The sequence below is a fragment of the Maricaulis sp. genome (assembly GCF_048269565.1).
Taxonomy (GTDB): Bacteria; Pseudomonadota; Alphaproteobacteria; order Caulobacterales; family Maricaulaceae; genus Maricaulis.
In genome coordinates this window covers 186,806-212,114 of record NZ_JBLXIK010000003.1, presented here as the reverse complement: position 1 = coordinate 212,114, position 25,309 = coordinate 186,806, and the positions used below count along the sequence as shown (strand labels likewise).

Genomic DNA, 25,309 nt, shown 5'->3' with positions numbered 1-25,309 from the left:
CTAAAGCCGCCCCACCCGCTCCAGCTCCGCGATCATCCGCGCTCTGGCTTCCGGCAATTGCCGGTCGATTGGCCACAGCACGCGGCGGTCGAGGAAATAGCCGGTCAGCGCCAGGCCCATGGCGATATCGCCGGGCTCGATCACACCTGTGCCCTGCATGAAGCCGGGGATTTCCAGGAGCTTGGCGAGATAGGGCGCGGCCTCCTCGCGGCAGACGGCGCGGCCGGTGCGCGGGCTGACATGGGTGAGATCGTCCACCACACCGGTGACGGCGCAAGTGTCGAGATCGAGGCCATAGCCGAGATCAGCGAGCAGGCCCGCCTCCCAGCTGACATAGAGCGCCGGCCAGAGGTCTTCATCATCCAGCGCGGCGAGGAAAACGCCGAACCCGTCATAGACCTGTTTGTGGGCCTCACGCTCCGGCAGCGCCATCACCGCGACAGCGCAGGCGGAATTGAGACCCGCCAGCGCAGCGCGGTCCTCCATCACGGCGCCGGCGCCCAGATGCTCGGCCTCGACGGTGAAGCTTCCGAGATGATCGGCCAGCCGGGCGCGCCAGGTGACGGCGACACGATTGCCCGGCTGCAGCACCGGCCGCATCGTACGCGAACGCCCGCCGCGCACGAGGCCGGCATGACGGCCATTTTCCGCCGTCAGCACCTCGATAATCGCGCTGGTCTCCCCGTGCGGACGCACCGCCAGGACAATGCCGCTATCAGACCATTCCATCGCAGGTCTCGGTGGCAGAGAGACTAGGCATCGAAATCAAGCCCGACATCGGAGAAGTGGGCGCGGCGCGCCATCCAGCGGGGGTCGACCTTCACATTGATGAAGAGATGGACGCGGCAGCCGAGCATCTCTTCCAGCTCGCGCCGGGCCGCCTCGCCGATCGCCTTGACGGCGGAACCGCCCTTTCCAAGCACGATGGGTTTCTGGCTGTCGCGTTCGATGATGATGGATTGCTCGACGCGCACCGATCCGTCGCGCAGCTTCTTCCAGCTCTCGGTCTCGACCATCGAGGCGTAGGGCAATTCCTCGTGCAGGCGCAGATAGACTTTCTCGCGCGTGATCTCGGCGGCGAGCAGGCGCTGCGGCAGATCGGCGATCTGGTCTTCGGGATAGTGCCACACACCTTCCGGCATCAGGCTGGCCAGATGCGTCTTGAGCAGCGGCACGCCAAAGCCCTTCTTGGCGGAAATCATGAAGACGTCTGAGTAAATACCCGTGTCATAAAGCTCTTTCGACATCGCCAGCAAATGGTCGCTGTCGATCGTGTCGATCTTGTTGAGCACCAGGGTCGCCTGGCGATTGGCCAGTTTGAGACCTTCCATGACGCGGTCATCATCATCGACCATCAGCCTGTCACCCGGCTTGCCCTGGCCCTGTTCGATGCGGTCGCGGGCGCCGACATCGATGACGTGAACGACACAATCGGCATCATCGGCACCGCTCCATGCGGCGCGGACCATCGCCTTGTCGAGCCGGTTTTTCGGCGCGAAGACGCCGGGCGTATCGACCAGGCAAATCTGCGTCTTGTCCTCGATCGCGACACCGCGCACGGCGAAGCGGGTCGTCTGCACCTTGTGGGTGACGATGGAAATCTTGGCGCCGACGAGCGCATTGACCAGGGTCGATTTGCCGGCATTGGGGGATCCGATCACGGCGGCAAAGCCAAATCGGGTTTCTGCTTCAGCCGACATCATGGCCCTCTCTGTTCAACAGTGCTTTGGCGGCGGCGCGTTCGGCCGTCTGCTTGGTTCCGCCCTCGCCGATAGCCGGCTCAAGCGGTGAAATTGTGACCTGGACGGTGAAGACCGGGCGGTGATCGGGGCCGGAGCGCCCGGTGAGCTGGTAGCGCGGCACGGCATGACCGGCCTTGGCGGCCCATTCCTGCAACATGGATTTGGCGTCGCGCGGCTTCTGCTTCAAGGCCTCGAGCTTGTCCGACCAGTGGGCGTCGTAGAACGCCTGCACGCAAGGCCGGCCGCCATCGAGATAAAGCGCCGCCATCAGCGCCTCACAGGCATCGCCAAGAATGGAGGTCTTGGCACGGCCGCCGCTCTTCTCCTCCGAACGTCCCATCCGCAGGGCCGAGCCGAGATCGATGGCGCGGGCGACATCGGCGCAGGTCTCCTTGCGCACCAGCGCATTGAGACGCGGCGCCAGCGCGCCCTCATCGGCCATGTCGAAGGCCTTGTAGAGCGCCTCCGCTGTCATCAGTCCGAGCACGCGGTCGCCGAGAAACTCCAGCCGCTCATAGCTGCGAAAACCCGGACGGCCATCGCCAAAGCTGGAATGGGTCAGCGCCCGCTCGATCAGCTTTCTGTCCTTGAAGACATAGCCGATGCGGGCCTCGAGATCAGCGGTCGGATCAACCATGGGCCGACCCGATCAGACGCGCCTCGATCACCACGAAGGCCTGGGCATAGGGGTGGTCGTCGGTGATGGTGATATGGGCATGCGCTTCCATCCCTTCCGGCGTCAACGCGATCAGGCGTTCCAGCGCCCGGCCGGTGAAAGCCAGCGTCGGCTTGCCGCCGGGCAGGTTGATGACGCCGATTTCCTTCCACGATACGCCGCGCGCAATCCCGGTGCCGAGCGCCTTGGCGCCAGCCTCCTTGGCCGCGAAACGCTTGGCATAGCTGGCGGCGCGCATGCGGCGGCCTTCCGACTTGACCTGCTCCACCTCGGTGAAGACACGCTGCACGAAACGATCACCAAAACGCTCGAGCGAACGCTCGATGCGGCGGATATCCATCAGGTCTGAACCGAGGCCGAGGATCATGCCGACAGGTCCGCCCCGTCCCGCGCCTCGACGATCAGCCCGCGCATGGTCGTCACCGCTTCGCGCAGACCACGGAAGATCGCCTCGCCGATCAGGAAATGGCCGATATTGAGTTCCATCAGCTCGCGGATCGCGGCGATCGGTTTCACCGTCTCATAGGTCAGGCCGTGGCCGGCATGCACTTCCAGGCCACGGCGGAAGGCTTCCGAGGCGCCGACTTTGAGCAATTCGAGATGGCCGGCGACGGCTTCCTTGTCGCCGCGCGCGAAGGCATCGCAATAGGCGCCGGTGTGGAGTTCGACGACGCTGGCGCCCATCGCCTCGGCGACGGCAATCTGCACCGGATCGGCCTCGATGAAGAGCGAGACGCGGATGCCGGCCTCGTCGAGCTGGCGCACATAGGGGGCGAGATGATTATGGCCGGCGGCGATGTCGAGCCCGCCCTCGGTGGTGCGTTCCTCGCGCTTTTCCGGCACCAGACAGACAGCATGCGGCTTGTGGCGCAGGGCGATGTCGAGCATTTCCGGCGTTGCCGCCATCTCCAGATTCAGCGGCAAATCGATCTCGGCCATCAGCCGGTCGATATCCTTGTCGGTGATGTGGCGGCGATCCTCACGCAGATGCGCGGTGATGCCATCGGCGCCGCTCTCGGCCGCCTGGCGCGCCGCGCGCACCGGATCGGGATGCTCACCGCCGCGCGCATTCCGGATGGTGGCGACATGGTCGATATTGACGCCGAGGCGCAGCATCAGGCCAGACCCCGGCTGGCCGGCTTGATCGCCGGGATGGCGGCCAGTTCCGGCGGCAGCTGGTCGGCGGGATAGGCAGGCACCTTGTATTGCGTCAGCGCGATCAGCGGCACGCCGACATCGGCCTCGCCGCCGGAGCGATCGACCAGACAGGCCTCGGCAATCACGGTCGCGCCGGTCGCCTGGATCGCCTCGATGCATTCGCGCGATGACAGGCCGGTGCTGACGATATCCTCGACCACGAGCACGCGGTCATCCGGTCCCAGCTCGAAGCCGCGGCGCAGGGTGAATTCGCCATTCTCGCGCTCGACATAAAGCGCCTTCAGCCCCATCTGCCGCGCCGTCTCATAGCCGGGCACGATGCCGCCAACAGCCGGCGAGACGATCACGGTCGGCTGTTCGGGCAGTTCCGCCCTCACCTTCTCGGCGAGCGCCTTGCACAGCCGCGCGGTGCGTTCCGGATCGGCGAAGACTTTCGCCTTTTGCAGGAAGACGGCGCTGCGCAGGCCCGAGGAGAGGATAAAATGGCCTTCCAGCAAGGCACCGGAGGCACGGAATTCTTCAAGGACTTCGTCGCGTGTCATTCTTCCTGCTCCTCGGCCTCGGCCCGCATCCGCTCCGCCGACACCACGGATGGACACATCCGGATCGCGGCGAGGACATTGGCCAGGTGGCGGGTATCGATCACTTCGATGTCGAATTCCATCTCGAAGAAATCGGCCGCCCGTTTGTAGGTTTTCACATTGGCGATATTGCCGCGATTCTCGCCGACGGTTTTGGCGATCTCGGCCAGCGCACCGGGCTCATTGTGCATCACCGCCTTGATGCGGGCCATCGAGACGGCATTGGCGCCGGCCTCGTCGGTCCAGACCAGGTCGAGCCATTGATCGGTATCGGCGCCTTCGAACTGGGCCAGGCGCTCGCAGTCAATCGTATGGATCTCGATGCCATGCTCGGGAATGAGCAGGCCGACAATGCGGTCACCGGGCAGCGGCGAGCAGCATTCGGCGAAATGCAACGTCACCCCCGGCGTCAGGCCGCGGCCGCGCACATAGAGACGGGCCTTCTTGTCCTCGATCAGATCACGCTCGACCGCTTCGCCGCGATCATCGAGCCGGCCCGGGAAGACGGCGTTGAGCAGGCCGGTCGAGGTGATACGGCCGCGCCCGAGCGCCTCGTACAGGCCCTCGACATCCTTCAGCTCCAGCCGGCTGATCGCCTCGGTCAGATCCTTCTCGACCAGGGCCCGGTTTTCGCGGCGGAAGGCATGCTCGGCCATGATCTTGCCGATGCGGCAGAATTCCTCGCGCTCGGACTCGCGGATCAGGCGGCGGATCGCGGCGCGGGCGCGGCCGGTGATGGCGAGGTTTTCCCAGCCCTGCGGGGGCTGGCGCACCCCGCCTTTGACGATCTGGACGACATCGCCATTATGCAGCTCGGTGCGCAGCGGCCGTTCGCGTCCATTGACCTTGGCCGCGACCGTGGTGTGGCCGAGCTCGGTATGGACGGCATAGGCGAAATCAAGCGGCGTCGCGCCCGAGGGCAGCGCAATCAGATCGCCCTTCGGCGTGAAGCAATAGACCTGGTCGGCGAACATTTCGAGCTTGGCGTGCTCGAGGAATTCGTCGGGGTCACCGCCCTGGTTGAGGATTTCCACGAAGGGCCGCAGACGCTCGAGCGGATCACCACCGGCGGCCTTGGCCGCGGCGGGATCATAGCGATAGGTGCTGTCCTTGTAGCGCCAGTGCGCCGCGACGCCGTCCTCGGCGACCGCTTCCATCTCCTCGGTGCGGATCTGCAATTCGATGCGCACGCTGTTGGGGCCAATCACTGTGGTGTGCAAGGACCGGTAATTGTTCGGCTTGGGCACGGAAATGAAATCACGAAACCGTTCCGGCACGCTGCGCCAGGCCTGGTGGATCACCCCGAGTGCGCGATAGCAATCATCGGGCTGGTCGACGATGACGCGGAAGGCATAGATGTCGGCGATATCGTCAAAGGTCGTGCCCTTGCGCTCCAGCTTGCGCCAGATCGAATACGGCCGCTTCTGGCGCCCGAATACACGGGCATCGATACCGGCGGCGGCCAGCTTGTCGGTAATCACACCGGAGACCGTGGACACCTCGACCGAGTGCTGGTCGCGGAGCAATTGCAGCCGCCGCGTGATCGATTCATGCGCCGCCGGATTGATGTGCTTGAAGGCGAGGTCTTCCAGCTCGACACAGACCCGGTTGATCCCGATACGGCGCGCCAGCGGCGCGTAGATTTCCAGCGTCTCGCGCGCGATGCGCTCGCGCTTCTCCGGCCGCGGAATGGCGCCGAGCGTGCGCATATTGTGCAGGCGGTCACACAGTTTGACGATCAGGACACGGACATCGGAGGAAATCGCGACGACGAGCTTTTGCAGGTTTTCCGCCTGCTTGGTCCGTTTGGAGCGCAACTCCATCTGGCCCAGCTTGGTGACGCCATCGACCAGCAGCGCGACCTCGGAGCTGAACAGCTCCTCCAGCTCGACCAGGGTGGCGGGCGTATCCTCGACGGTATCGTGCAGCAGGCCGGTGCAGACGGTGGCGACGTCCATGCGCAATTCGGCCAGGATCATCGCCACGGCCGCGACATGCCCGAAATAGGGCTCGCCCGACTGCCGGCGTTGCGGCCGGTGGGCCTCTTCGGCAAAGTCATAGGCGCGGCGCACGAAATCGGCATCGACGGTCGGAAAATACTTCCGAATCCGCTCAATCAGCTCGTCCGCGCTCGGTATGGCGGGCGGCGGCGAAACCGTATCAGATGACGTCGCCCCGGCAGTCAAGGCGCGTTACAGGCGGCCGTCAGGCGCGCCGTCCCGATCGTTTTGCAGGGCCTTGAGCATTTCCGCTTCGTCGAGCTCGACAGGCGGAGCCGGCAGGGCTTCGAATTCCTGGCGACCTTCGGCCTTGCGGGCCTCTTCCTCGTCCTCGCTCGGCAGAACGCGCTGCAAGCCATTGACCAGGCTCTCACGAAGCACATCGAGATCGAGGGTCTCGTCAGCGATTTCACGCAGGGAAACGACGGGGTTCTTGTCGTTGTCGCGCTCGATCGTCAGCGCGGAACCGGCGGAAATATTCCGGGCACGGTGCGCGGCCAGGAGGACCAGGCGGAAGCGATTGGGGATCTTTTCGATGCAATCTTCGACGGTGACGCGGGCCATACGCGCGATCTCCTTGAACAAGCGCTGCAGTTTGAACCGCGTGTCCTATCGGTCCCGCCCCGGTCTGGCAAGGGCTGTGCGCGTTCAACGCAGCGCGGTGTGCAGCTTGTGTGTCGCCGCCCGATCGGCCGATGGCAATTCCGCGATCAGCGCCGCGATCGGCTTGCCGGTTCCAACCTCGCACCAGTGCGGCGCGATCTCGGCCAGTGGCAACAGCACAAAGGCGCGATCGCTCATGCGCGGATGCGGCACTTCCATCCCGGCCGCATCGCTGCAGGGCACGCCGCGATAATCGAGCAGATCGAGATCGAGCACACGCGATTCCCAGCGGATATGGCGCACACGGCCAAACTCGGCCTCGACCGCGTGCAACAGATCGAGCAGCGCGCGCGGCGCCAGATCCGTCGCCACCTCGGCGACCGCATTGACATAGGCCGGCGCCGACGGGTCGGGCCAGGCCGGGCTGTGCCAATCGGAGGAGCGCGCCACCACCGTTACGCCTCGCGCCTCCAGCGCGTCGAGCGCCCGCGCCAGGGTTTCGGCCGGGCTGCGTCCGGCTGATGGAAGATTGGCGCCAAGCGCGATATAAATCGGCGATGTTTTCATTGTTTCATTCAGTCATGTCTCAGAGGATATTTATCCAATGACCTTTTATCCCGATGAGCGCATCGGTCTTTTCATCGATGGCGCCAATCTGTTCGCGACCACCAAGGCGCTCGGCTTCGATATCGATTTCAAACGCCTTCTCGAGGAATTCCGCAAGCGCGGCCGGCTGATCCGGGCCAATTACTACACCGCCCTCTTGGAGCATGAGGAATACAATCCGCTGCGCCCGCTGGTCGACTGGCTCGACTATAACGGCTTCCACGTTGTCACCAAGCCGGCCAAGGAGTTCACCGACGCCGACGGCAATCGCCGCGTGAAGGGCGATATGGATCTCGAGCTCGCCGTCGACATGATCGATGCTGCCGACTATCTCCAGCACATCATCCTGTTTACCGGCGATGGCGATTTCTGCCCGGCGATCGCGGCGGCGCGCCGGCGCGGCGTGCGCGTCAGCGTCGTCTCCTCGATGAAGACCAAACCGCCGATGATCGCGACCGAGCTGCGCCGCGCCGCCGATGACTTCATCGAATTGCTCGACCTGCAGCAAATGATCGGCCGGCCCGACAATCGCGTGGACAACACGGTATGAGCACGCCGCCGGAACCGGCCCTCGACTGCCCGCTCTGCCCGCGCCTGGTCGAGTTCCGGGCCCGCAATGCCGAACTGTATCCGGACTGGCACAATGCCCCGGTCGGCTCCTTCGGCCCGGATAACGCGCGCCTGTTGATCGTCGGTCTGGCACCGGGCCTGCGCGGCGCCAATCGCACCGGCCGCCCCTTCACCGGCGACTGGGCCGGGGATTTGCTCTATGCGACGCTGGCCGCGCACGGCTTCACCCGCGGCACTTACGCCTCATCCGCCGATGACGGGCTGGAGCTGGAGGATGTGATGATCACCAATGCGGTGCGCTGCGTGCCGCCGGAAAACAAACCGGTCGGTGCCGAGGCCAATGCCTGCCGGCCCTTCCTGACAGCGCGGATCGCATCCCTGCCACGGCTGACCACCATTCTCGCCCTCGGCAAGATCGCCCATGACAACACGCTGCGCGCGCTGGGCCACCGGTTGGCGAGTGCGCCCTTCGGCCATGCCGCCGCCAGCGACATCACCGCGCCGCAAGGCAAGGTGCGCCTGTTCAGCAGCTATCATTGCTCGCGTTACAACACCAATACCGGCCGGCTGACCGAGCCGATGTTCAATGCCGTCTTCGCCGATATCCGCCGCTATCTCGGCGCCTGAACGGGAAAACCGGACAGCTGTGGAAACAGGGTTAAAGCCCTGCGGGTACAAGATGATGCCCGCCCCGGCTATTCCCGCCCGGCCGGATCTGCCAAAGCCCTGATCTGCGCATCGAACAGCTGCGTCGCCGCCTCGAAGCGGTCGCGGCAGCCCGGACTGCAGAAGCCAACCACATGGCCGCGATAGCGCGTCAGAGCCGCCGCACTGACCGGTTTGCCCGACCAGGGGCAGGTCGCATTGATGACATCCTTGCCGGCTGGCCTGTTCATTCCGGAATCCCTTGCAACGCGCTGGCAGAGAGCTCTGGCTATTCCGATCCACTGATGGCACAAATGACAACATGCCTGCTTTTTCTGCCACCACGCCCCTGATCGAACGTCACATGGCCTTCTTCATCTTCGAAGGGGTGAAGCTGCTTGATGCGACCGGTCCGCTGCAGGTCTTCTCCGACGCCAACCAGGTGCTCGGCTATGAGGCCTACACCACCACCCTCGCCTCCTATCATGGCGGCCCGGTGCAGACCGATACCGGTATCCTGCTGAATACACGCCGGGTTGCCGGCGTCGGGCTGGACGAGAATGATACCCTCATCGTGTGTGGCGGCGACGGGGTTCACGCCGTCAGCCGTGACAATCGCCTGGTGGCGTCCCTGCTGCGTGCGACGCAGAAATGCGGCCGCATCGCCTCGACCTGCACCGGCGCCTTCCTGCTCGGCGCCGCCGGTCTGCTCGACGGACGCCGCGCCGTCACCCATTGGCGCGGATGCGAGCGGCTGGCGCAATCCTGCCCCGAGGCGGAAGTCGACCCGGACCCGATCTATATTGAGGATGATGGCGTGTGGACCTCGGCCGGCGTCACCGCCGGCATCGATCTGGCCCTGGCCATGGTCGAGGCCGATCATGGCCGCGAGGTCGCGCTGGAACTGGCGCGCAATCTGCTGGTCTATGTCAAACGGCCCGGCGGCCAGTCGCAATTCAGCGAAGCGCTGAAGGAGCAGACCCGCTCGGCCAGCGGCCGCTTCGATGCGCTGCATTTCTGGATGCGCGAGAACCTCACCGCCGATCTGCGTATCGAGGCCCTGGCCGAGCGCTCCGGCATGAGCGCGCGCAATTTCGCACGCCTCTATATCCGCGAGACCGGCCACACCCCGGCCCGCGCCGTCGAGCAGTTCCGCGTCGATGCCGCCCGGGTGATGCTGGAAGACGTCAAGCTGAGCATCAAGACCATCGCGGCAGAGTGCGGCTTCGGCAATGACGAGCGCATGCGCCGCAGCTTCTCGCGCCTGATGGGCGTTACCCCGCAAGCCTATCGCGACCGCTTTGCCACCAGTGCCGACGAGGACTGAGGCCGTTAGCGCCGGTCAGCAAAGGCTACCCGTGATCCTTCATCAGGCGGGATTTCTGCTTGTTCCACTCGCGATCCTTGATCGTCTGGCGCTTGTCGACATTCTTCTTGCCCTTGGCGAGACCGATCTCGAGCTTGGCGATACCGCGATCGTTGAAATAGAGTTTCAGCGCGATGATGGTGCGGCCCTCGCGGGTCACGGCGCCGACGAGGCGATTGATCTCGCGCTTTTTCAGCAGCAGTTTGCGATGGCGGCGCGGCTCGTGATTGAAGCGGTTGGCGGCCGCGTATTGCGGAATATCGGCATTGATCAGCCACAGACCGTCATTTTCCGGACTGACGTAGGATTCGGCGATATTGGCATGACCGAGGCGCAGGGATTTGACCTCCGAGCCCGTCAGCATGATGCCGGCCTCGAACGTGTCCTCGATCTCGTAATCATAGCGGGCGCGGCGATTGAGCGCGATCGGCCGCTTGTCGGGCTTGCTCATGGGCGGTCCAGCAGTCCGGCAATCACCATCGCCTCGCGCACGGCCCGTTGCGAGGCCTCGTCGGGCGCGGTCAGCGGCAGACGCATTTCCACGCCGGTGACGCCGAGCAGGCTCATGGCATATTTGGTCGGCCCCGGGCTGGCCGAGGAGAACAGCGCATGGTGCAGCGGCGTCAGCCGGTCATTGAGCGCGCGCGCCGTGTCCCAGTCGCCCTCCAGTGTCGCATTCTGGAACTGCGCGCACAGCTGCGGCGCCACATTCGAGGTCACCGAGATCGCACCAATGCCGCCACTGGCATTGAAACCGAGCGCCGTCGGATCATCGCCGGAGAGCTGGATGAAATCCTCGCCCAGCAGACGCCGATGGCCGGACACCCGCGCCAGATCGCCGGTGGCGTCCTTGATGCCGACGACATTGGACAGGCTGGCGATGCGCGCCACGGTTTCCACGTCGATATCGACCACGGTGCGTCCGGGGACATTGTAGACAATGATCGGCAGGTCGACGGCGTCATTGATCGCCTTGTAGTGCTGGTACAGGCCTTCGGCATTGGGCTTGTTGTAATAGGGCGCCACCACCAGACCGGCATCGGCGCCGAGCGCCTGGGCGCGGGCCTGGTTCTGGATCGCGACGCTGGTCGAGTTCGAACCGGTGCCGGCGATCACCGGCACACGGCCGCCGGCGCACTGCACCACCAGCTCGATGACGCGCATATGCTCCTCAAAGGTGAGCGTCGCGGATTCGCCGGTCGTACCGCACGGAACCACCCCGTGCGTGCCCGCCGAAATCTGGCGTTCACACAGTTCGATTACATTGGCCTCGTCAACGGCACCATTCTTGAACGGTGTGACGAGCGCGGTGATGGAGCCCTTGAACATGTTTTGGTCCCGAAATCCGGATTGCAAGCGGGCGACCATAAAGGTGGCGCCGCGTGCGGCCAAGCTTTCTCAACAAGACTGGACAGTGAGGGCTGTTCGGGAGGATGATGGCGGGGTTCATCCTTCAGGATCCGAGTTGCGACCTATGATCATGCGTTGTTTTTCAGCGGTGCTGCTGCCAGTTTTTCTGTCGCTCGGGCTTGCCCTGCCCGCACAGGCACAGGCGCCGACACCGCGTATGCGGCCAGAGCCGCAGAATTATTCGGCCTATCTCAGCGATGCCGATTTCGCCCTGTTCCGCCAGGGCCTGGATGCGGCCGATGACGAGGACTGGGACGAAGTCGCCGATGTGCGCCTGCGTCTGAGCGATACGGCGGCGCGCAGCGTGCTGTTATGGCGCACCGTGCTGAGCAATCCGCGCGCCAGCTTCCTTGAACTCAATCTCGCCCTTGATGAACTCGAGAACTGGCCACGCGACAGCTTCATCCGCAGCGAGGCCGAATCCAAGATCACCGATTCCGGTCTCAGCGCGCCTTTCATCATCGCCTGGTTTGAAGAGAATCCGCCGGCCACCGGGCGCGGCAAGCTGGCCTATGCCGAGGCGCTGCTGGCCGATGGCCGTATCGAGGAAGGCGAAGCCCTGTTGCGCACTACTTGGCGCGGCGAATACCTGCCCCTGGCCGTGCAGCGCGAGCTGTATCGCGCTCATGGTTCGTTCCTGACCGCGGAAGACCACCAGGCGCGGATCGATTATCTGATCTGGTCCAACCAGACGACGGCCGCGCGCCGCGTCCTGCCCCTGCTGCAGGGGCCACAGCATGATCTCGCCGATGCCCGCCTGCGCCTTGCCGGACGCCAGAGCGGCGTCGAGCGCGCCATCAACCGTATCCCGGTCAGCCTGCAATCCGATCCGGGCCTGACCTATGAACGCGCCCGCTGGCGCCGCCGCTCGGGCATGACGGACACGACCTTGCCGCTGCTGCTGCAATTGCCCGATGCCCACAACAATCCCGATGCGCTGGGCCTGATGTGGACCGAGCGCAAGCTGATGATCCTGAACCTGATCCGCGATCAGGACTTCGTCACCGCCTATCAGCTGGCGCGTGCCAACGGCATGGATTCAGGCGCCGATTTTGCCGATGCGGAATTCCTCGCCGGTTGGCTCGCCCTGGTGCATCTCAATGAACCGGACCAGGCGATGGAGCATTTCACGCATCTGCGCGACAATGTCGGCACCCCGGTCTCGCTCTCGCGCGCCGCCTACTGGATGGCCCGCGCCGCCGATGATGCCGGCAATCCCGATCTCGCCGCCACCTATTATGCCGAAGCCGGTGTGCATTCGACCGCCTATTACGGTCAGCTTGCCCTGGCACAGCTCTCGGACGCACCCGATGCCTTCTCGCTCGAACGCGAACCGGAGCCCAGCGAGGAGGCGCGCATTGCCTTCGAGGCACGCCCGGAAATCCGCGCCATGCGCCTGCTGGCCGAACAGGGCGAGGCCTATTATTTCCGCCTGTTCATGTACCGGCTCGACGACCAGGTCGAGGATCCGGTCGAAGGCGTGTTGCTGGCCAATCTGGCGAATGAGTATCTGCAGATGCGCCAGGCCGTGCGGGCCGCGAAACAGGCCCGCCTGCGCGGCATCATCCTGCCGCAAAGCGCCTACCCGACGATCAGCCTGCCGCAAACCAGCGGCGGACGGCCGGAAGACGCGCTGGTGCATTCGGTGATCCGCCAGGAAACCGAATTCGCCCAGGACGCCGTCAGCGGCGCCGGCGCGCGCGGCATGATGCAGATGATGCCCGCCACCGCCCAGGCAACGGCGCGCTCGATGGGCGCGCCCTATCGCTTCAACTGGCTGACCGATGACCGCGATTACAATCTCACCCTCGGCATGCACCATCTCGAGGAGGTCGTCGATCAGTATGACGGCTCCTATATCCTCGCCCTGGTCGCCTATAATGCCGGGCCGCACCGGGCCAATCGCTGGATCGAGAATTACGGCGATCCGCGCGATCCCGACATCGATCCGATCGACTGGGTCGAGAGCATCCCCTTCTCGGAAACCCGCAATTACGTGATGCGCGTGCTGGAAAACGTCCAGGTCTACCGCACCCGCCTGATCGATGATGCGCCGACCGCGCTGATGATCGAACAGGATCTGCGCCGCGGGGCGGTGGCGACGGTGACAGCGCCGGAATAGGGCGCGGGAATTGGGACAGGCCCGAGTAGTCGAGCGTCAAGACGCCGGCAATTGTGTCTGTCCCAATGCCACCGGGTGATCACAACAAGCGCCCGGCACCATTCCTCTCGAATTATTCTGCGCTGGAAAGGATTTCGACCAAACGTATGGAGCTATGCCCTTCGCTCGAGCAAATATTGCTGCGCTGTGCTTCGCGATCGAGTTCAACGCGCACGTCGACCCGCTCCTCATTGCCCGACATCCCGCGTAGCCGGATCTGCTCGACCTGTTGGCCGGTCAACGAAATGTAGAAACAGCGCGCATAAATCGACCCGTCGCCGTCGAAAACCAGCAAATACTCACCCGGCCAAATCTGCATCGCGACATCCGACAAGGTGGCCCGGTCTCCGGCTTGCGCAGTAGCGTTCCAGTCCATAAATGCTTGCTGGCCATGAATAACGGAGTACCCCTCACCACCGCGCGCGCCGCCTTGCAGCGTCGTGCACGCCGCCAGTACGAGCCCGCCGAGAAGCGTGATCGATAGCCGTATGAGCAGGTGATTCATCGGCACTTCTCCCACTCCTGAACCTCCACGCCTTCGCGAGCCTGGTTTGTGATCAAAATATCAGAAAAATGGGGACGCTCCCTAATCTATCGGGCCCAACGACTTGGGAAGGACGCCCCCTTTCAAAATTCGCCCGCGCCGGGCAGAGCGCGCCCTGAAATCCTTGCCAAGCAAGACGCCAGACTGGAATTGTCTAGTCAAGGGTCATGACCGCGCAGCGGCGCTTCGCGCCCTTGACTAGACAATTCCAGTCTGGCCGGATCTCGGCATGGATTTCAGGGTGAGGTGTGGCCGCACGGGCCGGTTTTCCAGAAGATTCTTGGCGACGCGTGCTGCCCCGTTTTCGGGCGTCCATCAGCGTCACCATTGCCCGCCTCATCCGGCCTTTGGCCACCTTGTATGTGACCGATCTGCTAGGATGGTGATGTCTTCCGGGACAGCCTGTCTGGTGATGGCTCACCAGACAGGCGCTTTGACGGACGGGCCGTGGCCACCTGAGGCATTGCCGGCCTGTGGAGAAGCAAGGCCGCCGTCACAGTTTCACCGACCCGGATAGTTGCAGGGACGTAGAGGTCCGCAAGCACAAGGAGGGGTTTATGAAACACGCGGAAGATAGCACAAGCGTCGCGGGAATCGATATTGCCAAGACGCATCTGGATGTGGCGCTGTACGGGCGTCCTTGCGTCAGGCGCTTCAAGCCTGACGGGCCGGGCCTGCGTCGGCTGGTTGACTGGCTGGCCGGTCAGGGCGTGTGCCGTGCCGGGCTGGAGGCCACGGGTGGATATGAGCTCCCGGTGATGCAGGCCTTGCGTCTGGCCGGGATCACGGTCGTCCGGCACCAGCCGCTGGAAGTGCGCCTGTTCGCGCGCATCCACCGCATCCGGGCCAAGAATGACCGCATCGATGCGCAGCTGATCGCCATGATTACCGCGCAAATACAAACTGTTACCACGCAGGCTGGTGCCGGTCTGGAAGAGCTGGCCGAGCGTATGACCGCCTATGAGCAGATCAGCGAACAGCTTGCCCAGCTCAAGACCTATTGCGAGCATGTGCATCTGGACGACCTGCGTGCGCGCTATGATCACCTGATCGAGCAGACCCGAAGCGTCAAGGCTCAGCTCCTGGCCGACATCATCGCTCGGATCCGGGCCGACCCGGCCTTGGCGATGCGCTATGAGCTGTTGCGATCCCTGCCCGGTATCGGCGAGGTCTGCGCGGTCGTGATGCTGATCCGTATGCCCGAGCTGGGATCGCTGGAACGCGGGCAGGCGGCATCACTGATCGGGGTGGCCCCCTTCGACCGCGATAGCGGGCTGCACAAGGGACAGCGCAAAATCACCGGTGGCCGGGCGCGACCGAGGCGCTTCCTCTACATCGCAGCCCTGGCGGCGAGGCGATGTAGCGCGCTCTTCATGACCTTCGCCCAACGTCTGAAAGACAATGGGAAACGTCCCAAGGTCGTCATCGTCGCCTTGATGCGAAAACTGATCGAAGCCGCCAACCTCGTCTTGAAGCGCGCATCAGCATGGGAAGCAGAGATGTCATCGACATAGTTGCTTCTCCTCACGGAGAAGGAAAGTACGCGCGTCTTCCCTCTCCGTGAGGAGAGGGTGCCCCGCAGGGGCGGGTGAGGCGGGCCAGCTCAACGGTTGAGACTATCCAGCCCCCTCACCCCAGCTCCAGCGCCCGCGCGAATACCGCCCGGTCGACATTGCCGCCGGTGGCCAGCACGCACACCGTCTTGCCGGCGATATCCAGCTTGCCGGACAGCACGGCGGCCAGGGCGACGACGGCGCCCGGCTCGATCACGATCTTGAGGTGGCGCCAGGCCAGGGCCATGGCCTGAAGCACTTCGTCATCGCTGACAGCGACGCCGCCGCTGAGCTGATGGCTGTTCAATTGCCAGGTCAGCTCGCCGGGCGTCGGGGTAATGATGGCGTCGCAGATCGAGCCGGTCAGGCGGTCATTGGCGACGCGGTGGCCGGCGGCGAGCGAACGTTTGTGATCGTCGAAACCCTCCGGCTCGGCGGCCCAGACCTGCGCGTCGGGATGAGCGTGCTTGACCGCCAGCCCGGTGCCGGCGATCAGCCCGCCGCCACCGGCGGGGGCCGAGACGATATCGGGTGCCATGCCAAGCTCCGCCAGTTGCTCAACGACTTCCAGCCCGGCCGTGCCCTGCCCGGCAATGATGAAGCGATCCTCATAGGGCGGCACCAGTATGCGCCCCTCCTCGGCGGCGATGCGGGCACCGATCGCCTCGCGCGATTCGCTGGCACGGTCATAGGTCACCACCTTGCCGCCCCAGAAGCGCACGCCCTCGACCTTCGCGGCCGGCGCATCGGTCGGCATCAAGATCGTCGCATGCGTGCCCACCAGGCGCGCCGCCGCAGCGACCCCCTGGGCGTGATTGCCGGAACTGTAGGCGATGACACCGCGCTGCTTCTCGGCATCGCTCAGCCGGGAAATCCGGTTATAGGCGCCGCGAAACTTGAACGAGCCGGTGCGCTGCAGGCATTCGGCCTTAACAAACAGCCTTGCCCCGAGCCGGTCGTCGAGCCAGTCATTGCGCAAAAGCGGCGTGCGCACCGCGTGACCGGTCAATCGCTGCGCGGCATCAAGAATGTCGCTATGGCCAGGCAGGTCGAAAACCGGTGATGACATCACGCAAACACTCCAGATCTGGCCGCGAACGGCCGCCAAACACGTGCAAAACGCATAGGCAATTCAGCTCTGCCGCGCAAAGGGATTGCGCGGCGGCGCGGGAAGCCTTTTGATAAGAAAAAAAGCAACACCGCGAAATTGGTTGATATCAAGGGGAGACATGATGACCTTGCGCGCACATATGATGGAACGTCCGTTGATGATTTCGGACATTCTGGTCCACGCCGCCCGATGCCATGGCGACCAGGAAATCGTCACCCGCCTGCCCGAAAGCGGTCTGATTCACCGCCAGGGCTATGCCGCCACGCACCAGCGCACCAAACAGCTGGCGCATGCGCTGCAGAAGAAGCTGAAGGTCCGCGAGGGCGACCGCGTCGCCACCATCGCATGGAATTCACACCGGCATTTTGAACTCTATTACGCGATCTCCGGCATCGGCTCGGTCATCCACACCGTCAATCCGCGCCTCGACCCGAAACAGCTGATCTGGATGCTCGATCACGCCCAGTCGAAAGTCGTCTTCTTCGACAAGACCTTCGCCCCGCTGATCGATGCCATCTCCAAGCAGTGCAAATCGGTACGGCACTGGGTGTTGATGACCGATGCCACCTACAAGGACGGCGTCGCGACCAAATGCCTGACCTATGAGGAATTGATCGCCGACCAGAGCACGGAATACGACTGGCCGATGTTCGACGAGAACACCGCCGCCGGCCTGTGCTACACCTCGGGCACGACGGGCGACCCCAAGGGCGTCCTCTATTCCCACCGCTCCAACGTGCTGCACGCGATGGCCTCCTCGGCCTCGGACGTGATCGGCGTCGGCGCCCGCGGCACCCTGCTGCCTGTGGTGCCGATGTTCCACGTCAATGCCTGGGGCATCCCCTATGCGGCACCGATGAATGGCGCCAAGCTGGTCATGCCCGGCGCCCAGATGGACGGTCCCAGCATCCACGAGCTGATCGAGACCGAACAGGTCAATTATGTCGCCGGCGTACCGACGGTCTGGCTCGGCCTGCTGCAATACCTGCAAAAGAGCGGCAATCGCATCGACAGTGTCGAGCGGGTGCTGATCGGTGGCTCGGCCCTGCCAGAGGCCCTGCTGCGCGCCTATGAGGACGAATATGACGTCATCATGCAGCAAGGCTGGGGCATGACGGAAATGAGCCCGCTGGGCACCGTCAACAATCTCCTGCCCAAGCACGACAGTCTCGACCGCGAAGACCAGATCAAGATCAAGCTGAAACAGGGCCGTCTCGTCTTCGGCGTCGGCATGCGCATCGTCAATGATGGCGGCGATATCCTGCCCTGGGACGGCAAGTCCTCCGGCCATGTCCAGGTCCAGGGGCCGTGGATCGCTTCGTCCTATTATCGCGGCGCCGGCGCGGAAAGCTTCACCGATGATGGCTGGTTCAAGACCGGCGATGTCGCCTATCTCGACGGCGATGGCTTCATGACCATCACCGACCGTTCCAAAGACGTGATCAAGACCGGCGGCGAGTGGATCTCCTCGATCGATCTGGAAAACGCGGCGATGGGCCATCCCTCCGTCGCGCTGGCCGCCGCCTTCGGCATGCCGCACCCGAAATGGCAGGAACGCCCGCTTCTCGTCGTCCAGCTCAATGAGGGTTTCGAGCCCGATGCCGAATCGATCATCGAATACCTGCGCGGCGAGGTGCCGAAATGGTGGCTGCCCGATGCGGTGGAATTCATCGAGCACATGCCGATCGGTGCCACAGGGAAAATCCTCAAGACCAAGCTGCGCGAGATCTATGCCGGCTATGAATTCCCGTCCGTCGACAGCTAGGCCATAACCAACCTTTCCAGCGTCACAGCCCCGGCCATCAGGCCGGGGCTGTTTCGTATCGGGCTAGAGGTTCTGGCCGCCGGAGAGTTCAATGCGCTGCCCGGTCATCCAGCCGAAATCACCCAGCAACAGGCTGGCGACCGCGCCGCCGATATCGCCCGGAAGCCCGGCGCGGCCGAGCGCGGTGGCTGAAGCGATCCCGGCATTCACCGCCGGATTATCGCGCACCAGACCGCCACCGAAATCGGTCTCGATCGCGCCGGGCGCGATGGTGTTCACACGGATCCCGCGCGGGCCCAGTTCCAGCGCCAGATAGCGCGTCAGCACCTCGACCGCGCCCTTCATCGCCGCATAGGCGCCAAAGCCGGGCAGGGTGAAGCGTGTCAGGCCGGTGGAGAGATTGAGGATGTGGCCGCCATCGCGGATCAGGCCAAGCAGGGACCGGGTCAAGAAAAAGACGCCCTTGAAATGAATGGCCATCAAGCGGTCGAACTCGGCCTCGCTGGTCTCGGCCAGGGGTTTGTGGATGCCGATGCCGGCATTGTTGACGAGGACATCGATCCCGGCACCGTTCCAATGCGCCTCCAGCGCCTCGTGCAGCCTCTCGACAAAACCGGCGAACCCGGCCGTCGCGCCGACATCCAGCTGCAGCGCTACGGCGCGGCGTCCGAGGGATACGATCTCGGCGACAACAGCCTCGGCGTCCTGCCGGCCGCTTTGATAGGTCAGGATGATATCGGCGCCCTTGACGGCCAGATGCAGCGCCATGCTGCGGCCGAGGCCGCGGCTGCCGCCGGTGATCAGGACAATGGGATGGGTCGGGTCAGACATGTTCAGCTCCTTGTGCTCGCCACCTGACCTAATCGCCCGACCGCGTGGCCGCCTGCCCCATCCTCCGGAAAACCTGCCCAATCCTCGCCGATGCGGGCCCTTGGCTTGCCGCAATCGAGCAGCCGGACTAGGACAATGGGCAGGGAGTTTCGCCATGGTGCAGCTTGACAGTCTCAAACGTGAAATGGCGGACTACGCCAATGCCTGTGGCTTTGGTGACGCGCCACAGCCGACCCGTGTGCCGAGGCTGTCGCTGGTGCGCAGTCGGATCTCGACCGAGTTCACGGCCATCGACTATCAGCCGATTTTTTGCCTGGTCCTCCAGGGCAGCAAGCAGACCCGGATCGGCGAACGCCTGCACCGCTTCGGTGCGCTGCAAAGCTTCATCGTCAGCCTCGACCTGCCGGCAACGGCCTGTGTCGTCGAGGCGACGCCGCAAACGCCCTATCTCGCCCTGGCGCTTGATCTGGATATCGACCTGTTGCGCGACCTGGCATCCGGACTGAAAGACCCCGGCGCCATGGACAGCCGGACGCCCGAAGCGGCGCTTGTCATGGGCGATGCCGATCCGGCGCTGATCGATGCCATGGCCCGGCTGTTCGCGCTGCGGGAGGATCCGATGGATATCGACGTGCTCGCACCACTGGTGATCCGCGAGATCCACTATCGCCTGCTGCTCGGCGATCAGGGTTCGGCCCTGCGGGCGCTGGTGCAGCCCGATGGGCATGCCAGCCGGATTGCGCGCGCCATCGCCCGGATCCGGCGCGATTACGCCGCCCCCTTGACGGTCGCGGCGCTCGCCCGCGAGGCCGGGATGAGCGTCTCGGCCTTTCACGACCATTTCCGCGCGCTCACCGGGACAACCCCGCTGCAATATCAAAAGGCATTGCGCCTGATGGAGGCCCGCCGCCGCCTGCAGGCCGCTGCCGGCAGCGTCACCTCGATCGCCTACGAGGTCGGCTATGAAAGCCCGACCCAGTTCAGCCGCGAGTACCGGCGCCAGTTCGGCCAGTCACCGCGCAGCGACCGCCGCCTGCCCGCTTGACCCCCGCCCGCCGGCAGGCGGGACAGGCCGCCACAAAATCCCCCCTCCCGCCACCTTGCGCACGGGTTCGGATCGGCCTAACTTCATATCGAAAGTCGATAAGGACAACCGATATGGAGTATCATCTCATGGGCCCGGAAGGCGCAATTGCTGTTTTGATCATCGGCTTCATGCCGACCCTGATCGCCCTTCTGCGCGGCCACGACAACACATTCGCCATTTTCCTCACCAACCTGCTTTTGGGCTGGACCGGGATTGGCTGGCTTGTCGCCCTGATCTGGAGCTTCACCGCAATCCGCCGGCGCGTGCGGGACTAGAGATCACCCCTGCCCCTTCACTGATCTCAAATCAGACGCGCCACATACCCCAGACGCCGCGCCCGGGCCCCTCACAGCCCGGGCGTTGTGCTGTGGGGCTGCGGCGGCTCTCCGGCGCACCCAACCCTAAAGCCAGCTAGAAATCTCGCCCACCGTCTTCTTGATCAACGCATGTTCCGGCACCGTCGCGTCATCGGCGGGATAGCCGGCGACGATCAGCATGAAGGGTTTTTCGTCGGCCGGGCGTTCGCAGATCTCGGTGAGGAATTTCATTGGATTGGGCGTGTGTGTCAGCGTCACGAGGCCGGCCTCGTGCAAAGCGGCGAGCATGAAGCCGCAGGCGATGCCGACGCTCTCATTGATGTAGTAATTCTTCTTCGACTGGCCGACTTTCTCGCCGCCGCGCTTTTGCGCGAAGACGGCAATCAGCACTGGCGCGGTTTCCAGAAACGGCTTGGCCGAGTCCGTGCCCAATGGCGCCAGCGCCTCGAGCCATTCCTCGCCACCCTTGCCTTCATAAAAGGCGCGCTCTTCCTTTTCCGCCGCCTCGCGCAGGGCCTTGCGCCGGGCCGGGTCCTGGATCACCACGAAATGCCAGGGCTGGTGATTGGCGCCCGAGGGCGCCGTGCCGGCAGCCTCGATGGCGTGTTCAACGATTTTGGGATCCACCGGCCGATCGGCGAAATCGCGGACGGTGCGGCGGCGCTTGAGATGTTTGGCGAAGGCCGCCGCGCGGCTGAGCATTTCCGCCGGACCGTATTCGACATAATCGGTCAGCGGCACGCGTTTGGCTTCGGCGTGAGGGTGTCCGCTCGCGCGCTTGTCGGTCATGACTGGCTCCAATCGAGAATAACCTTGCCCGACTTGCCCGAGCGCATGGCGTCAAACCCCTTCTGGAAATCATCCGCCGCATAGCGATGGGTGATCACCCGGCTGACATCGAGCCCGCTTTCGAGCATGGCGATCATCTTGTACCAGGTCTCGAACATCTCGCGGCCATAGACGCCTTTCAGCGTGATCGCCTTCAGCACCAGCGAGCCGAAATCAACCGGAATCGCCTTGGAAGGCAGGCCGAGCATCGCGATCTTGCCGCCCATCACCATCGCGTCGAGCATGGAGCCGATGGCGCTCGGCGCGCCGGACATTTCCAGCCCGACATCGAAGCCCTCGCTCATGCCGAGCTCGGCCATCACGTCTTTCAGGCTGGTCTCGGCGACATTGACGGTGTGGACGCGCGACACGACCTGGCTGGCCAGGTGCAGGCGGTGGGTATTGATATCAGTCAGCACGACATGGCGCGCCCCGACATGGCGCGCGATCGCGGCCGCCATGATGCCGATCGGGCCGGCGCCGGTGACCAGCACATCCTCGCCGATCATGTCGAATTGCAGCGCCGTGTGGACCGCATTGCCGAGCGGATCGAGAATCGCGCCGAGCTCGTCGGAGACCTCTTCGGGCAGTTTGACGACATTGAAGGCCGGCAGGGCGAGATATTCGGCGAAGGCGCCGGGAATATTGACGCCGACGCCTTGCGTGTCGGGGTCGAGATGGAAACGGCCGGCGCGTGCCGCGCGCGACAATGTGCCGACGACATGGCCCTCGCCGGAGACGCGCTGGCCGATCTCGACGCGCTTCACATTGGCGCCCTTGTCGACGATCTCGCCGGCATATTCATGGCCCACAACCATCGGGGTCGGCACGGTCTTGGCGGCCCAATCATCCCAGTTATAGATATGGATATCGGTGCCACAGATCGCCGTCTTGTGGATCTTGATCAGGACATCGTCCGGGCCGACGTTCGGCATCGGCACATCCTGCATCCAGATGCCTTCTTCCGGCTTTGCCTTGACCAGCGCTTTCATGACATTTCCCTCGACTATGTGGTGCTATCCCGCGCTCGGTTTTGATGGCGCGGATTTGCCGCGAAGATACATCACCGCCGCCAGAGGGAAAGTGAGCATGAAGGGAATGAGCAGCGTGCCCATGATTTCGGCGACCTGGCCGTTCGATCCGCTGAGCCAGGTGGCGGCAATCGCCAGCGCCGCGACCGCGCCGGGAATGGCCAGCAGGCGGCGTTTGTCCTGCCACATCAAAACACTGAACAGCGCCGCGTAGAGGCCGATCAGCCCCCATTTGATCCAGGTATGCCCGTGCAGCGCCGCCAGCAGGCGGGCGCGGGGCTCATCGCCGGCGGCGAGCTCGGTCAATAGCCGTCCGATCACCCGGTTCTCGGCCCAGTCAGCGCCGATTGCGACCAGCGCCACCGCCAGCGCCGCCCAGGCCAGCCAGCGCCCCGGACGCCGCAGCCCGAGCGCGAGGAAAAACACCGCCGCCATGCCGGCATAGGCGAGCGGGAAGAAGCGGTCGAGCGACTGGGTATGGACGAGAAAAGCGCGCAAGGCCGCCGCGCCCTCGCCCTGGACAAAGGCGAGATCGTCTGCGGAACGGGCAAATTCCAGCGCCAGGATCGGGGTAACAAACCCGTCCGCCATCGGGGCCGCACCCGGATCCGGCGGTGCGCCGAACAGCATCGGGAAAACCAGCGTCGCCACAGCGCCGGCAATCGCCGCGATAAAGGCCAGATTCGAAATACGCATACCGGTTTATCCCCGCCCGTTTTTGATCGCCGGATCAGGCCGCAGCCCATGCGCAAGGTCAAGGGCGGCGGTGTTCGGGCCGATGCGACGGATCGCCCCGCTCGCCGGACCCACCAACTTGTCCCCACCCCCACGGCGCGGACCTATACTGTGTCCACGTTCGGAACGCGGCGGTGCACAGCTTCGGACCGGACGGGTGGCGCTGGAAGCGCAAGGGTCGACGGGCCGGCGCTCTTCCTTAATTGGCTTCACCGGGTTGTGGACGATCCGCCAGGACAAGAAACACTTCAAGACCCAGACTACCCCTGGCGGATCGTCCGCAATGCCCCTGCGCGGGGAGCCGTGCCTTGCCGCGACACCGCTCCGGGAGAACCGATGTCCCAGCCCCGGGCCCTAATCCACCAGTCGCCGCACCACCTCATCGCCGATCGCCAGCGACGAGGTCAGGCCCGGGCTTTCAATCCCGAACAGGGCGATCAGGCCGGCAAGGCCGTGCGCCTCGGCGCCATCGATGCGGAAATCGGTCTGCAACTCGCCCGGCCCGTGCAGTTTGGGGCGGATACCGGCATAATCGGGCACCAGGGCGCCGTCCTTCAGGCCGGGCCAGAAGCGGCGAATGGTGTCGTAAAACGCATCAGCCCGCGCCGGATCGACGGTATAGTCAGGCGCATCGACAAAATCGAGATCGGGGCCAAAGCGCGCCTGGCCACCGAGATCGCGGCGGTAATGCGTGCCCAGCGCGCCGGGGATCGGCAGCGGATAGACCAGGCGCCCGAACGGGGCCTTGCCGGCACAGGTGAAATAGACGCCCTTGCCGTAATGCAGGCGCGGGATCTGCGCTGCCGGGAAGGTCTCGACCCTTGCGGCCGCATCCTGGGCGCCCAGACCGGCGGCGATCACGAGATAGCGCGTCGTCACTTCGGTCGCCGCATCGCCACCCGTACGGACCACGAAACCACCACCCGGTATGGGCGAGGCGCCCACAAAGGGTGTGTTGATGACGATGGCGCCACCCAGGGCCGAGATCTCGCCCGCCATATTGCCCATATAGCCATGCGCATCCATCACGCCGCTATCGGGCGAGAGGATGGCGGCGGTGGCGTTCAGTTCCGGCTCCAGCGCCCGCGCCTGCTCGCCGCTCAGCCTTTGCAGGCCTTCAACGCCATTTTCCCCGGCCTGGCGAAAGATCGCTTCCAGCCGCGCCGCCTCATGCGGTTCGGTCGCGACAACCAGCTTGCCACAGCGCTGATGGGCGATGTGATACTTGTCGAGATAGGCATAGAGCAATTGCCGCCCGACGAGGCAGAGCCGCGCCTTCAGCGAGCCGGTCGGGTAATAGAGCCCGGCATGGATGACTTCCGAATTGCGCGAGGAAATCCCCTGCCCGATCGCGCCCTGCGCCTCGAGCACCAGGGTTTCATGGCCGCGCAGGGCGAAGGCCCGCCCCGTTGCCAGACCGACGGCGCCGGCTCCGATCACGATCGCGTCTGTCTCGAATGCCATGTGCGTCACTCCGCCGCCAACCCTGCATCCCCGAGCGAGCGGACGGTGTCAACACCAGGCCGACCGCCCTCATCCCTTGGCGAGGCCCGCCAGCAGGGCCGGCGGCATCACCGTCTCGATATTGAGCTGGCCCTTGAGGCCGGCCTCGCGATGCACCGCGATCTCCTGCCAGGCCGGCGACATCGACATGCGCAAAAGCGAGCCGCGATCGGGATACATGATGATCGCGACCTCATCCCAGAGCTCCTCGACCTGGCCGAGCGCGAGAAATGTCGTATTGCCGACAAAGACCAGCTTGCCGCCAAACTCCGGCAGGACCTTCATGATCGCCTTGCCGTAGATCTCATACGCCTCACGCCCGTTGAGCCCGGTTTCGCGCCCGTCGGCATAGTCCGCCCGGTCCTTGAATTTCAACAGATTGACCATGAAAACCGGCCCGGCAGGGCCTGGCTGCATCATCTGCTCGATCTGCTCGGGATCGGTGGGGAGAACTTCGTTGGTGACTTGCATGGGATTCCCGTGTCT

The 25,309-nt window shown here is 64.4% G+C and carries 28 protein-coding genes; 8 read left to right on the top strand and 20 right to left on the bottom strand.

What is annotated here, in order from left to right; genetic code table 11:
- The 9 genes from recO to folK form a co-directional block, all read right to left on the bottom strand.
- Positions 1–729 carry a DNA repair protein RecO gene (recO, locus tag ACN0YL_RS07780; protein ID WP_417491718.1) on the bottom strand — a complete coding sequence of 243 codons (729 nt, stop codon included), beginning with the start codon at positions 727–729 and terminating at the stop codon, positions 1–3.
- A 23-nt stretch (positions 730–752) separates the two neighbouring features.
- Complete coding sequence (era, locus tag ACN0YL_RS07775) at positions 753–1,703, bottom strand: GTPase Era (protein WP_417491719.1); 951 nt, start codon at positions 1,701–1,703, stop codon at positions 753–755.
- Positions 1,690–2,379: a ribonuclease III gene (rnc, locus tag ACN0YL_RS07770; protein WP_417497597.1), complete on the bottom strand. Its 690-nt coding sequence runs from the start codon at positions 2,377–2,379 to the stop codon at positions 1,690–1,692. The genes era and rnc overlap by 14 nt, the downstream gene beginning before the upstream one ends.
- Positions 2,372–2,785 (bottom strand): holo-ACP synthase, encoded by a 414-nt coding sequence (acpS, locus tag ACN0YL_RS07765; RefSeq protein ID WP_417497596.1) that lies wholly within the window; start codon positions 2,783–2,785, stop codon positions 2,372–2,374. The genes rnc and acpS overlap by 8 nt, the downstream gene beginning before the upstream one ends.
- Positions 2,782–3,534 (bottom strand): pyridoxine 5'-phosphate synthase, encoded by a 753-nt coding sequence (locus tag ACN0YL_RS07760; RefSeq protein WP_417491722.1) that lies wholly within the window; start codon positions 3,532–3,534, stop codon positions 2,782–2,784. The genes acpS and ACN0YL_RS07760 overlap by 4 nt, the downstream gene beginning before the upstream one ends.
- Positions 3,534–4,118 (bottom strand): orotate phosphoribosyltransferase, encoded by a 585-nt coding sequence (pyrE, locus tag ACN0YL_RS07755; protein WP_417497595.1) that lies wholly within the window; start codon positions 4,116–4,118, stop codon positions 3,534–3,536. Before pyrE ends, ACN0YL_RS07760 begins: the two co-directional genes overlap by 1 nt.
- Entirely contained in the window at positions 4,115–6,343 is a 2,229-nt protein-coding gene (locus ACN0YL_RS07750) for a RelA/SpoT family protein (protein ID WP_417491724.1), read from the bottom strand. Before ACN0YL_RS07750 ends, pyrE begins: the two co-directional genes overlap by 4 nt.
- A gap of 6 nt (positions 6,344–6,349) precedes the next feature.
- A complete protein-coding gene (gene rpoZ, locus ACN0YL_RS07745) occupies positions 6,350–6,721 on the bottom strand; it encodes a DNA-directed RNA polymerase subunit omega (protein ID WP_417470646.1) in 372 nt (123 codons plus the stop codon).
- 84 nt (positions 6,722–6,805) lie between these two features.
- A complete protein-coding gene (folK, locus tag ACN0YL_RS07740; RefSeq protein ID WP_417497594.1) occupies positions 6,806–7,327 on the bottom strand; it encodes a 2-amino-4-hydroxy-6-hydroxymethyldihydropteridine diphosphokinase in 522 nt (173 codons plus the stop codon).
- Between the two features lie 37 nt (positions 7,328–7,364).
- Here folK and ACN0YL_RS07735 point away from each other — a divergent pair, with 37 nt between their 5' ends.
- Positions 7,365–7,916 carry an NYN domain-containing protein gene (locus ACN0YL_RS07735; RefSeq protein ID WP_417491726.1) on the top strand — a complete coding sequence of 184 codons (552 nt, stop codon included), beginning with the start codon at positions 7,365–7,367 and terminating at the stop codon, positions 7,914–7,916.
- Positions 7,913–8,563, top strand: coding sequence for a uracil-DNA glycosylase (locus ACN0YL_RS07730; RefSeq protein ID WP_417497593.1), 651 nt, complete (start codon positions 7,913–7,915; stop codon positions 8,561–8,563). Before ACN0YL_RS07735 ends, ACN0YL_RS07730 begins: the two co-directional genes overlap by 4 nt.
- Before the next feature lie 68 nt (positions 8,564–8,631).
- On the opposite strand, the gene ACN0YL_RS07725 is transcribed toward ACN0YL_RS07730, so the two are convergent.
- Positions 8,632–8,832 carry a glutathione S-transferase gene (locus tag ACN0YL_RS07725; protein WP_417491728.1) on the bottom strand — a complete coding sequence of 67 codons (201 nt, stop codon included), beginning with the start codon at positions 8,830–8,832 and terminating at the stop codon, positions 8,632–8,634.
- A 71-nt stretch (positions 8,833–8,903) separates the two neighbouring features.
- Here ACN0YL_RS07725 and ACN0YL_RS07720 point away from each other — a divergent pair, with 71 nt between their 5' ends.
- On the top strand, positions 8,904–9,908 hold the full coding sequence (locus ACN0YL_RS07720; protein WP_417491729.1) for a GlxA family transcriptional regulator: 1,005 nt from the start codon (positions 8,904–8,906) through the stop codon (positions 9,906–9,908).
- 25 nt (positions 9,909–9,933) lie between these two features.
- On the opposite strand, the gene smpB is transcribed toward ACN0YL_RS07720, so the two are convergent.
- Positions 9,934–10,398 carry an SsrA-binding protein SmpB gene (gene smpB, locus ACN0YL_RS07715; RefSeq protein ID WP_417470636.1) on the bottom strand — a complete coding sequence of 155 codons (465 nt, stop codon included), beginning with the start codon at positions 10,396–10,398 and terminating at the stop codon, positions 9,934–9,936.
- Entirely contained in the window at positions 10,395–11,276 is an 882-nt protein-coding gene (gene dapA / locus ACN0YL_RS07710) for a 4-hydroxy-tetrahydrodipicolinate synthase (protein WP_417497592.1), read from the bottom strand. The genes smpB and dapA overlap by 4 nt, the downstream gene beginning before the upstream one ends.
- 151 nt (positions 11,277–11,427) lie before the next feature.
- Here dapA and ACN0YL_RS07705 point away from each other — a divergent pair, with 151 nt between their 5' ends.
- A complete protein-coding gene (locus ACN0YL_RS07705; RefSeq protein WP_417497591.1) occupies positions 11,428–13,479 on the top strand; it encodes a lytic transglycosylase domain-containing protein in 2,052 nt (683 codons plus the stop codon).
- Positions 13,480–13,591: 112 nt separating this feature from the next.
- On the opposite strand, the gene ACN0YL_RS07700 is transcribed toward ACN0YL_RS07705, so the two are convergent.
- The gene (locus ACN0YL_RS07700; RefSeq protein ID WP_417497590.1) at positions 13,592–14,023 is read right to left on the bottom strand and encodes a hypothetical protein; all 432 of its coding nucleotides are present in this window, start codon (positions 14,021–14,023) and stop codon (positions 13,592–13,594) included.
- 596 nt (positions 14,024–14,619) lie between these two features.
- On the opposite strand from ACN0YL_RS07700, the gene ACN0YL_RS07695 reads away from it, so the two are divergent.
- Positions 14,620–15,576, top strand: coding sequence for an IS110 family transposase (locus tag ACN0YL_RS07695; RefSeq protein WP_417497589.1), 957 nt, complete (start codon positions 14,620–14,622; stop codon positions 15,574–15,576).
- 115 nt (positions 15,577–15,691) lie between these two features.
- Here ACN0YL_RS07695 and ACN0YL_RS07690 read toward each other — a convergent pair whose 3' ends face one another.
- Positions 15,692–16,684, bottom strand: a complete 993-nt coding sequence (locus ACN0YL_RS07690) for a threonine ammonia-lyase (RefSeq protein WP_417497588.1) — start codon at positions 16,682–16,684, stop codon at positions 15,692–15,694.
- 163 nt (positions 16,685–16,847) lie between these two features.
- On the opposite strand from ACN0YL_RS07690, the gene ACN0YL_RS07685 reads away from it, so the two are divergent.
- Positions 16,848–18,491 (top strand): long-chain-fatty-acid--CoA ligase, encoded by a 1,644-nt coding sequence (locus ACN0YL_RS07685; RefSeq protein WP_417491786.1) that lies wholly within the window; start codon positions 16,848–16,850, stop codon positions 18,489–18,491.
- Positions 18,492–18,554: 63 nt separating this feature from the next.
- Here ACN0YL_RS07685 and ACN0YL_RS07680 read toward each other — a convergent pair whose 3' ends face one another.
- Positions 18,555–19,322, bottom strand: a complete 768-nt coding sequence (locus tag ACN0YL_RS07680) for an SDR family NAD(P)-dependent oxidoreductase (protein WP_417497587.1) — start codon at positions 19,320–19,322, stop codon at positions 18,555–18,557.
- Between the two features lie 154 nt (positions 19,323–19,476).
- On the opposite strand from ACN0YL_RS07680, the gene ACN0YL_RS07675 reads away from it, so the two are divergent.
- Entirely contained in the window at positions 19,477–20,367 is an 891-nt protein-coding gene (locus tag ACN0YL_RS07675) for an AraC family transcriptional regulator (RefSeq protein ID WP_417497586.1), read from the top strand.
- A 113-nt stretch (positions 20,368–20,480) separates the two neighbouring features.
- The gene (locus ACN0YL_RS07670) at positions 20,481–20,684 is read left to right on the top strand and encodes a superinfection immunity protein (protein ID WP_417470626.1); all 204 of its coding nucleotides are present in this window, start codon (positions 20,481–20,483) and stop codon (positions 20,682–20,684) included.
- A 126-nt stretch (positions 20,685–20,810) separates the two neighbouring features.
- On the opposite strand, the gene ACN0YL_RS07665 is transcribed toward ACN0YL_RS07670, so the two are convergent.
- The 5 genes from ACN0YL_RS07665 to ACN0YL_RS07645 form a co-directional block, all read right to left on the bottom strand.
- Positions 20,811–21,515 (bottom strand): nitroreductase family protein, encoded by a 705-nt coding sequence (locus ACN0YL_RS07665; protein ID WP_417497585.1) that lies wholly within the window; start codon positions 21,513–21,515, stop codon positions 20,811–20,813.
- The gene (tdh, locus tag ACN0YL_RS07660; protein ID WP_417497584.1) at positions 21,512–22,546 is read right to left on the bottom strand and encodes an L-threonine 3-dehydrogenase; all 1,035 of its coding nucleotides are present in this window, start codon (positions 22,544–22,546) and stop codon (positions 21,512–21,514) included. The genes ACN0YL_RS07665 and tdh overlap by 4 nt, the downstream gene beginning before the upstream one ends.
- Positions 22,547–22,570: 24 nt before the next feature.
- Entirely contained in the window at positions 22,571–23,281 is a 711-nt protein-coding gene (locus ACN0YL_RS07655; protein WP_417497583.1) for a hypothetical protein, read from the bottom strand.
- Positions 23,282–23,674: 393 nt separating this feature from the next.
- Entirely contained in the window at positions 23,675–24,784 is a 1,110-nt protein-coding gene (locus tag ACN0YL_RS07650; protein WP_417497582.1) for an NAD(P)/FAD-dependent oxidoreductase, read from the bottom strand.
- 69 nt (positions 24,785–24,853) lie between these two features.
- Positions 24,854–25,294: a DUF1330 domain-containing protein gene (locus ACN0YL_RS07645; RefSeq protein WP_417497581.1), complete on the bottom strand. Its 441-nt coding sequence runs from the start codon at positions 25,292–25,294 to the stop codon at positions 24,854–24,856.
- Positions 25,295–25,309: the final 15 nt, after the last annotated feature.

Bases quoted from the DNA above. Each gene is read 5' to 3' on its own strand.
- recO (WP_417491718.1), bottom strand. From the start codon at position 729: ATGGAATGGTCTGATAGCGGCATTGTCCTGGCGGTGCGTCCGCACGGG.
- era (WP_417491719.1), bottom strand. From the start codon at position 1,703: ATGATGTCGGCTGAAGCAGAAACCCGATTTGGCTTTGCCGCCGTGATC.
- rnc (WP_417497597.1), bottom strand. From the start codon at position 2,379: ATGGTTGATCCGACCGCTGATCTCGAGGCCCGCATCGGCTATGTCTTC.
- acpS (WP_417497596.1), bottom strand. From the start codon at position 2,785: ATGATCCTCGGCCTCGGTTCAGACCTGATGGATATCCGCCGCATCGAG.
- ACN0YL_RS07760 (WP_417491722.1), bottom strand. From the start codon at position 3,534: ATGCTGCGCCTCGGCGTCAATATCGACCATGTCGCCACCATCCGGAAT.
- pyrE (WP_417497595.1), bottom strand. From the start codon at position 4,118: ATGACACGCGACGAAGTCCTTGAAGAATTCCGTGCCTCCGGTGCCTTG.
- rpoZ (WP_417470646.1), bottom strand. From the start codon at position 6,721: ATGGCCCGCGTCACCGTCGAAGATTGCATCGAAAAGATCCCCAATCGC.
- folK (WP_417497594.1), bottom strand. From the start codon at position 7,327: ATGAAAACATCGCCGATTTATATCGCGCTTGGCGCCAATCTTCCATCA.
- ACN0YL_RS07735 (WP_417491726.1), top strand. From the start codon at position 7,365: ATGACCTTTTATCCCGATGAGCGCATCGGTCTTTTCATCGATGGCGCC.
- ACN0YL_RS07730 (WP_417497593.1), top strand. From the start codon at position 7,913: ATGAGCACGCCGCCGGAACCGGCCCTCGACTGCCCGCTCTGCCCGCGC.
- ACN0YL_RS07725 (WP_417491728.1), bottom strand. From the start codon at position 8,832: ATGAACAGGCCAGCCGGCAAGGATGTCATCAATGCGACCTGCCCCTGG.
- ACN0YL_RS07720 (WP_417491729.1), top strand. From the start codon at position 8,904: ATGCCTGCTTTTTCTGCCACCACGCCCCTGATCGAACGTCACATGGCC.
- smpB (WP_417470636.1), bottom strand. From the start codon at position 10,398: ATGAGCAAGCCCGACAAGCGGCCGATCGCGCTCAATCGCCGCGCCCGC.
- dapA (WP_417497592.1), bottom strand. From the start codon at position 11,276: ATGTTCAAGGGCTCCATCACCGCGCTCGTCACACCGTTCAAGAATGGT.
- ACN0YL_RS07705 (WP_417497591.1), top strand. From the start codon at position 11,428: ATGCGTTGTTTTTCAGCGGTGCTGCTGCCAGTTTTTCTGTCGCTCGGG.
- ACN0YL_RS07700 (WP_417497590.1), bottom strand. From the start codon at position 14,023: ATGAATCACCTGCTCATACGGCTATCGATCACGCTTCTCGGCGGGCTC.
- ACN0YL_RS07695 (WP_417497589.1), top strand. From the start codon at position 14,620: ATGAAACACGCGGAAGATAGCACAAGCGTCGCGGGAATCGATATTGCC.
- ACN0YL_RS07690 (WP_417497588.1), bottom strand. From the start codon at position 16,684: ATGTCATCACCGGTTTTCGACCTGCCTGGCCATAGCGACATTCTTGAT.
- ACN0YL_RS07685 (WP_417491786.1), top strand. From the start codon at position 16,848: ATGACCTTGCGCGCACATATGATGGAACGTCCGTTGATGATTTCGGAC.
- ACN0YL_RS07680 (WP_417497587.1), bottom strand. From the start codon at position 19,322: ATGTCTGACCCGACCCATCCCATTGTCCTGATCACCGGCGGCAGCCGC.
- ACN0YL_RS07675 (WP_417497586.1), top strand. From the start codon at position 19,477: ATGGTGCAGCTTGACAGTCTCAAACGTGAAATGGCGGACTACGCCAAT.
- ACN0YL_RS07670 (WP_417470626.1), top strand. From the start codon at position 20,481: ATGGAGTATCATCTCATGGGCCCGGAAGGCGCAATTGCTGTTTTGATC.
- ACN0YL_RS07665 (WP_417497585.1), bottom strand. From the start codon at position 21,515: ATGACCGACAAGCGCGCGAGCGGACACCCTCACGCCGAAGCCAAACGC.
- tdh (WP_417497584.1), bottom strand. From the start codon at position 22,546: ATGAAAGCGCTGGTCAAGGCAAAGCCGGAAGAAGGCATCTGGATGCAG.
- ACN0YL_RS07655 (WP_417497583.1), bottom strand. From the start codon at position 23,281: ATGCGTATTTCGAATCTGGCCTTTATCGCGGCGATTGCCGGCGCTGTG.
- ACN0YL_RS07650 (WP_417497582.1), bottom strand. From the start codon at position 24,784: ATGGCATTCGAGACAGACGCGATCGTGATCGGAGCCGGCGCCGTCGGT.
- ACN0YL_RS07645 (WP_417497581.1), bottom strand. From the start codon at position 25,294: ATGCAAGTCACCAACGAAGTTCTCCCCACCGATCCCGAGCAGATCGAG.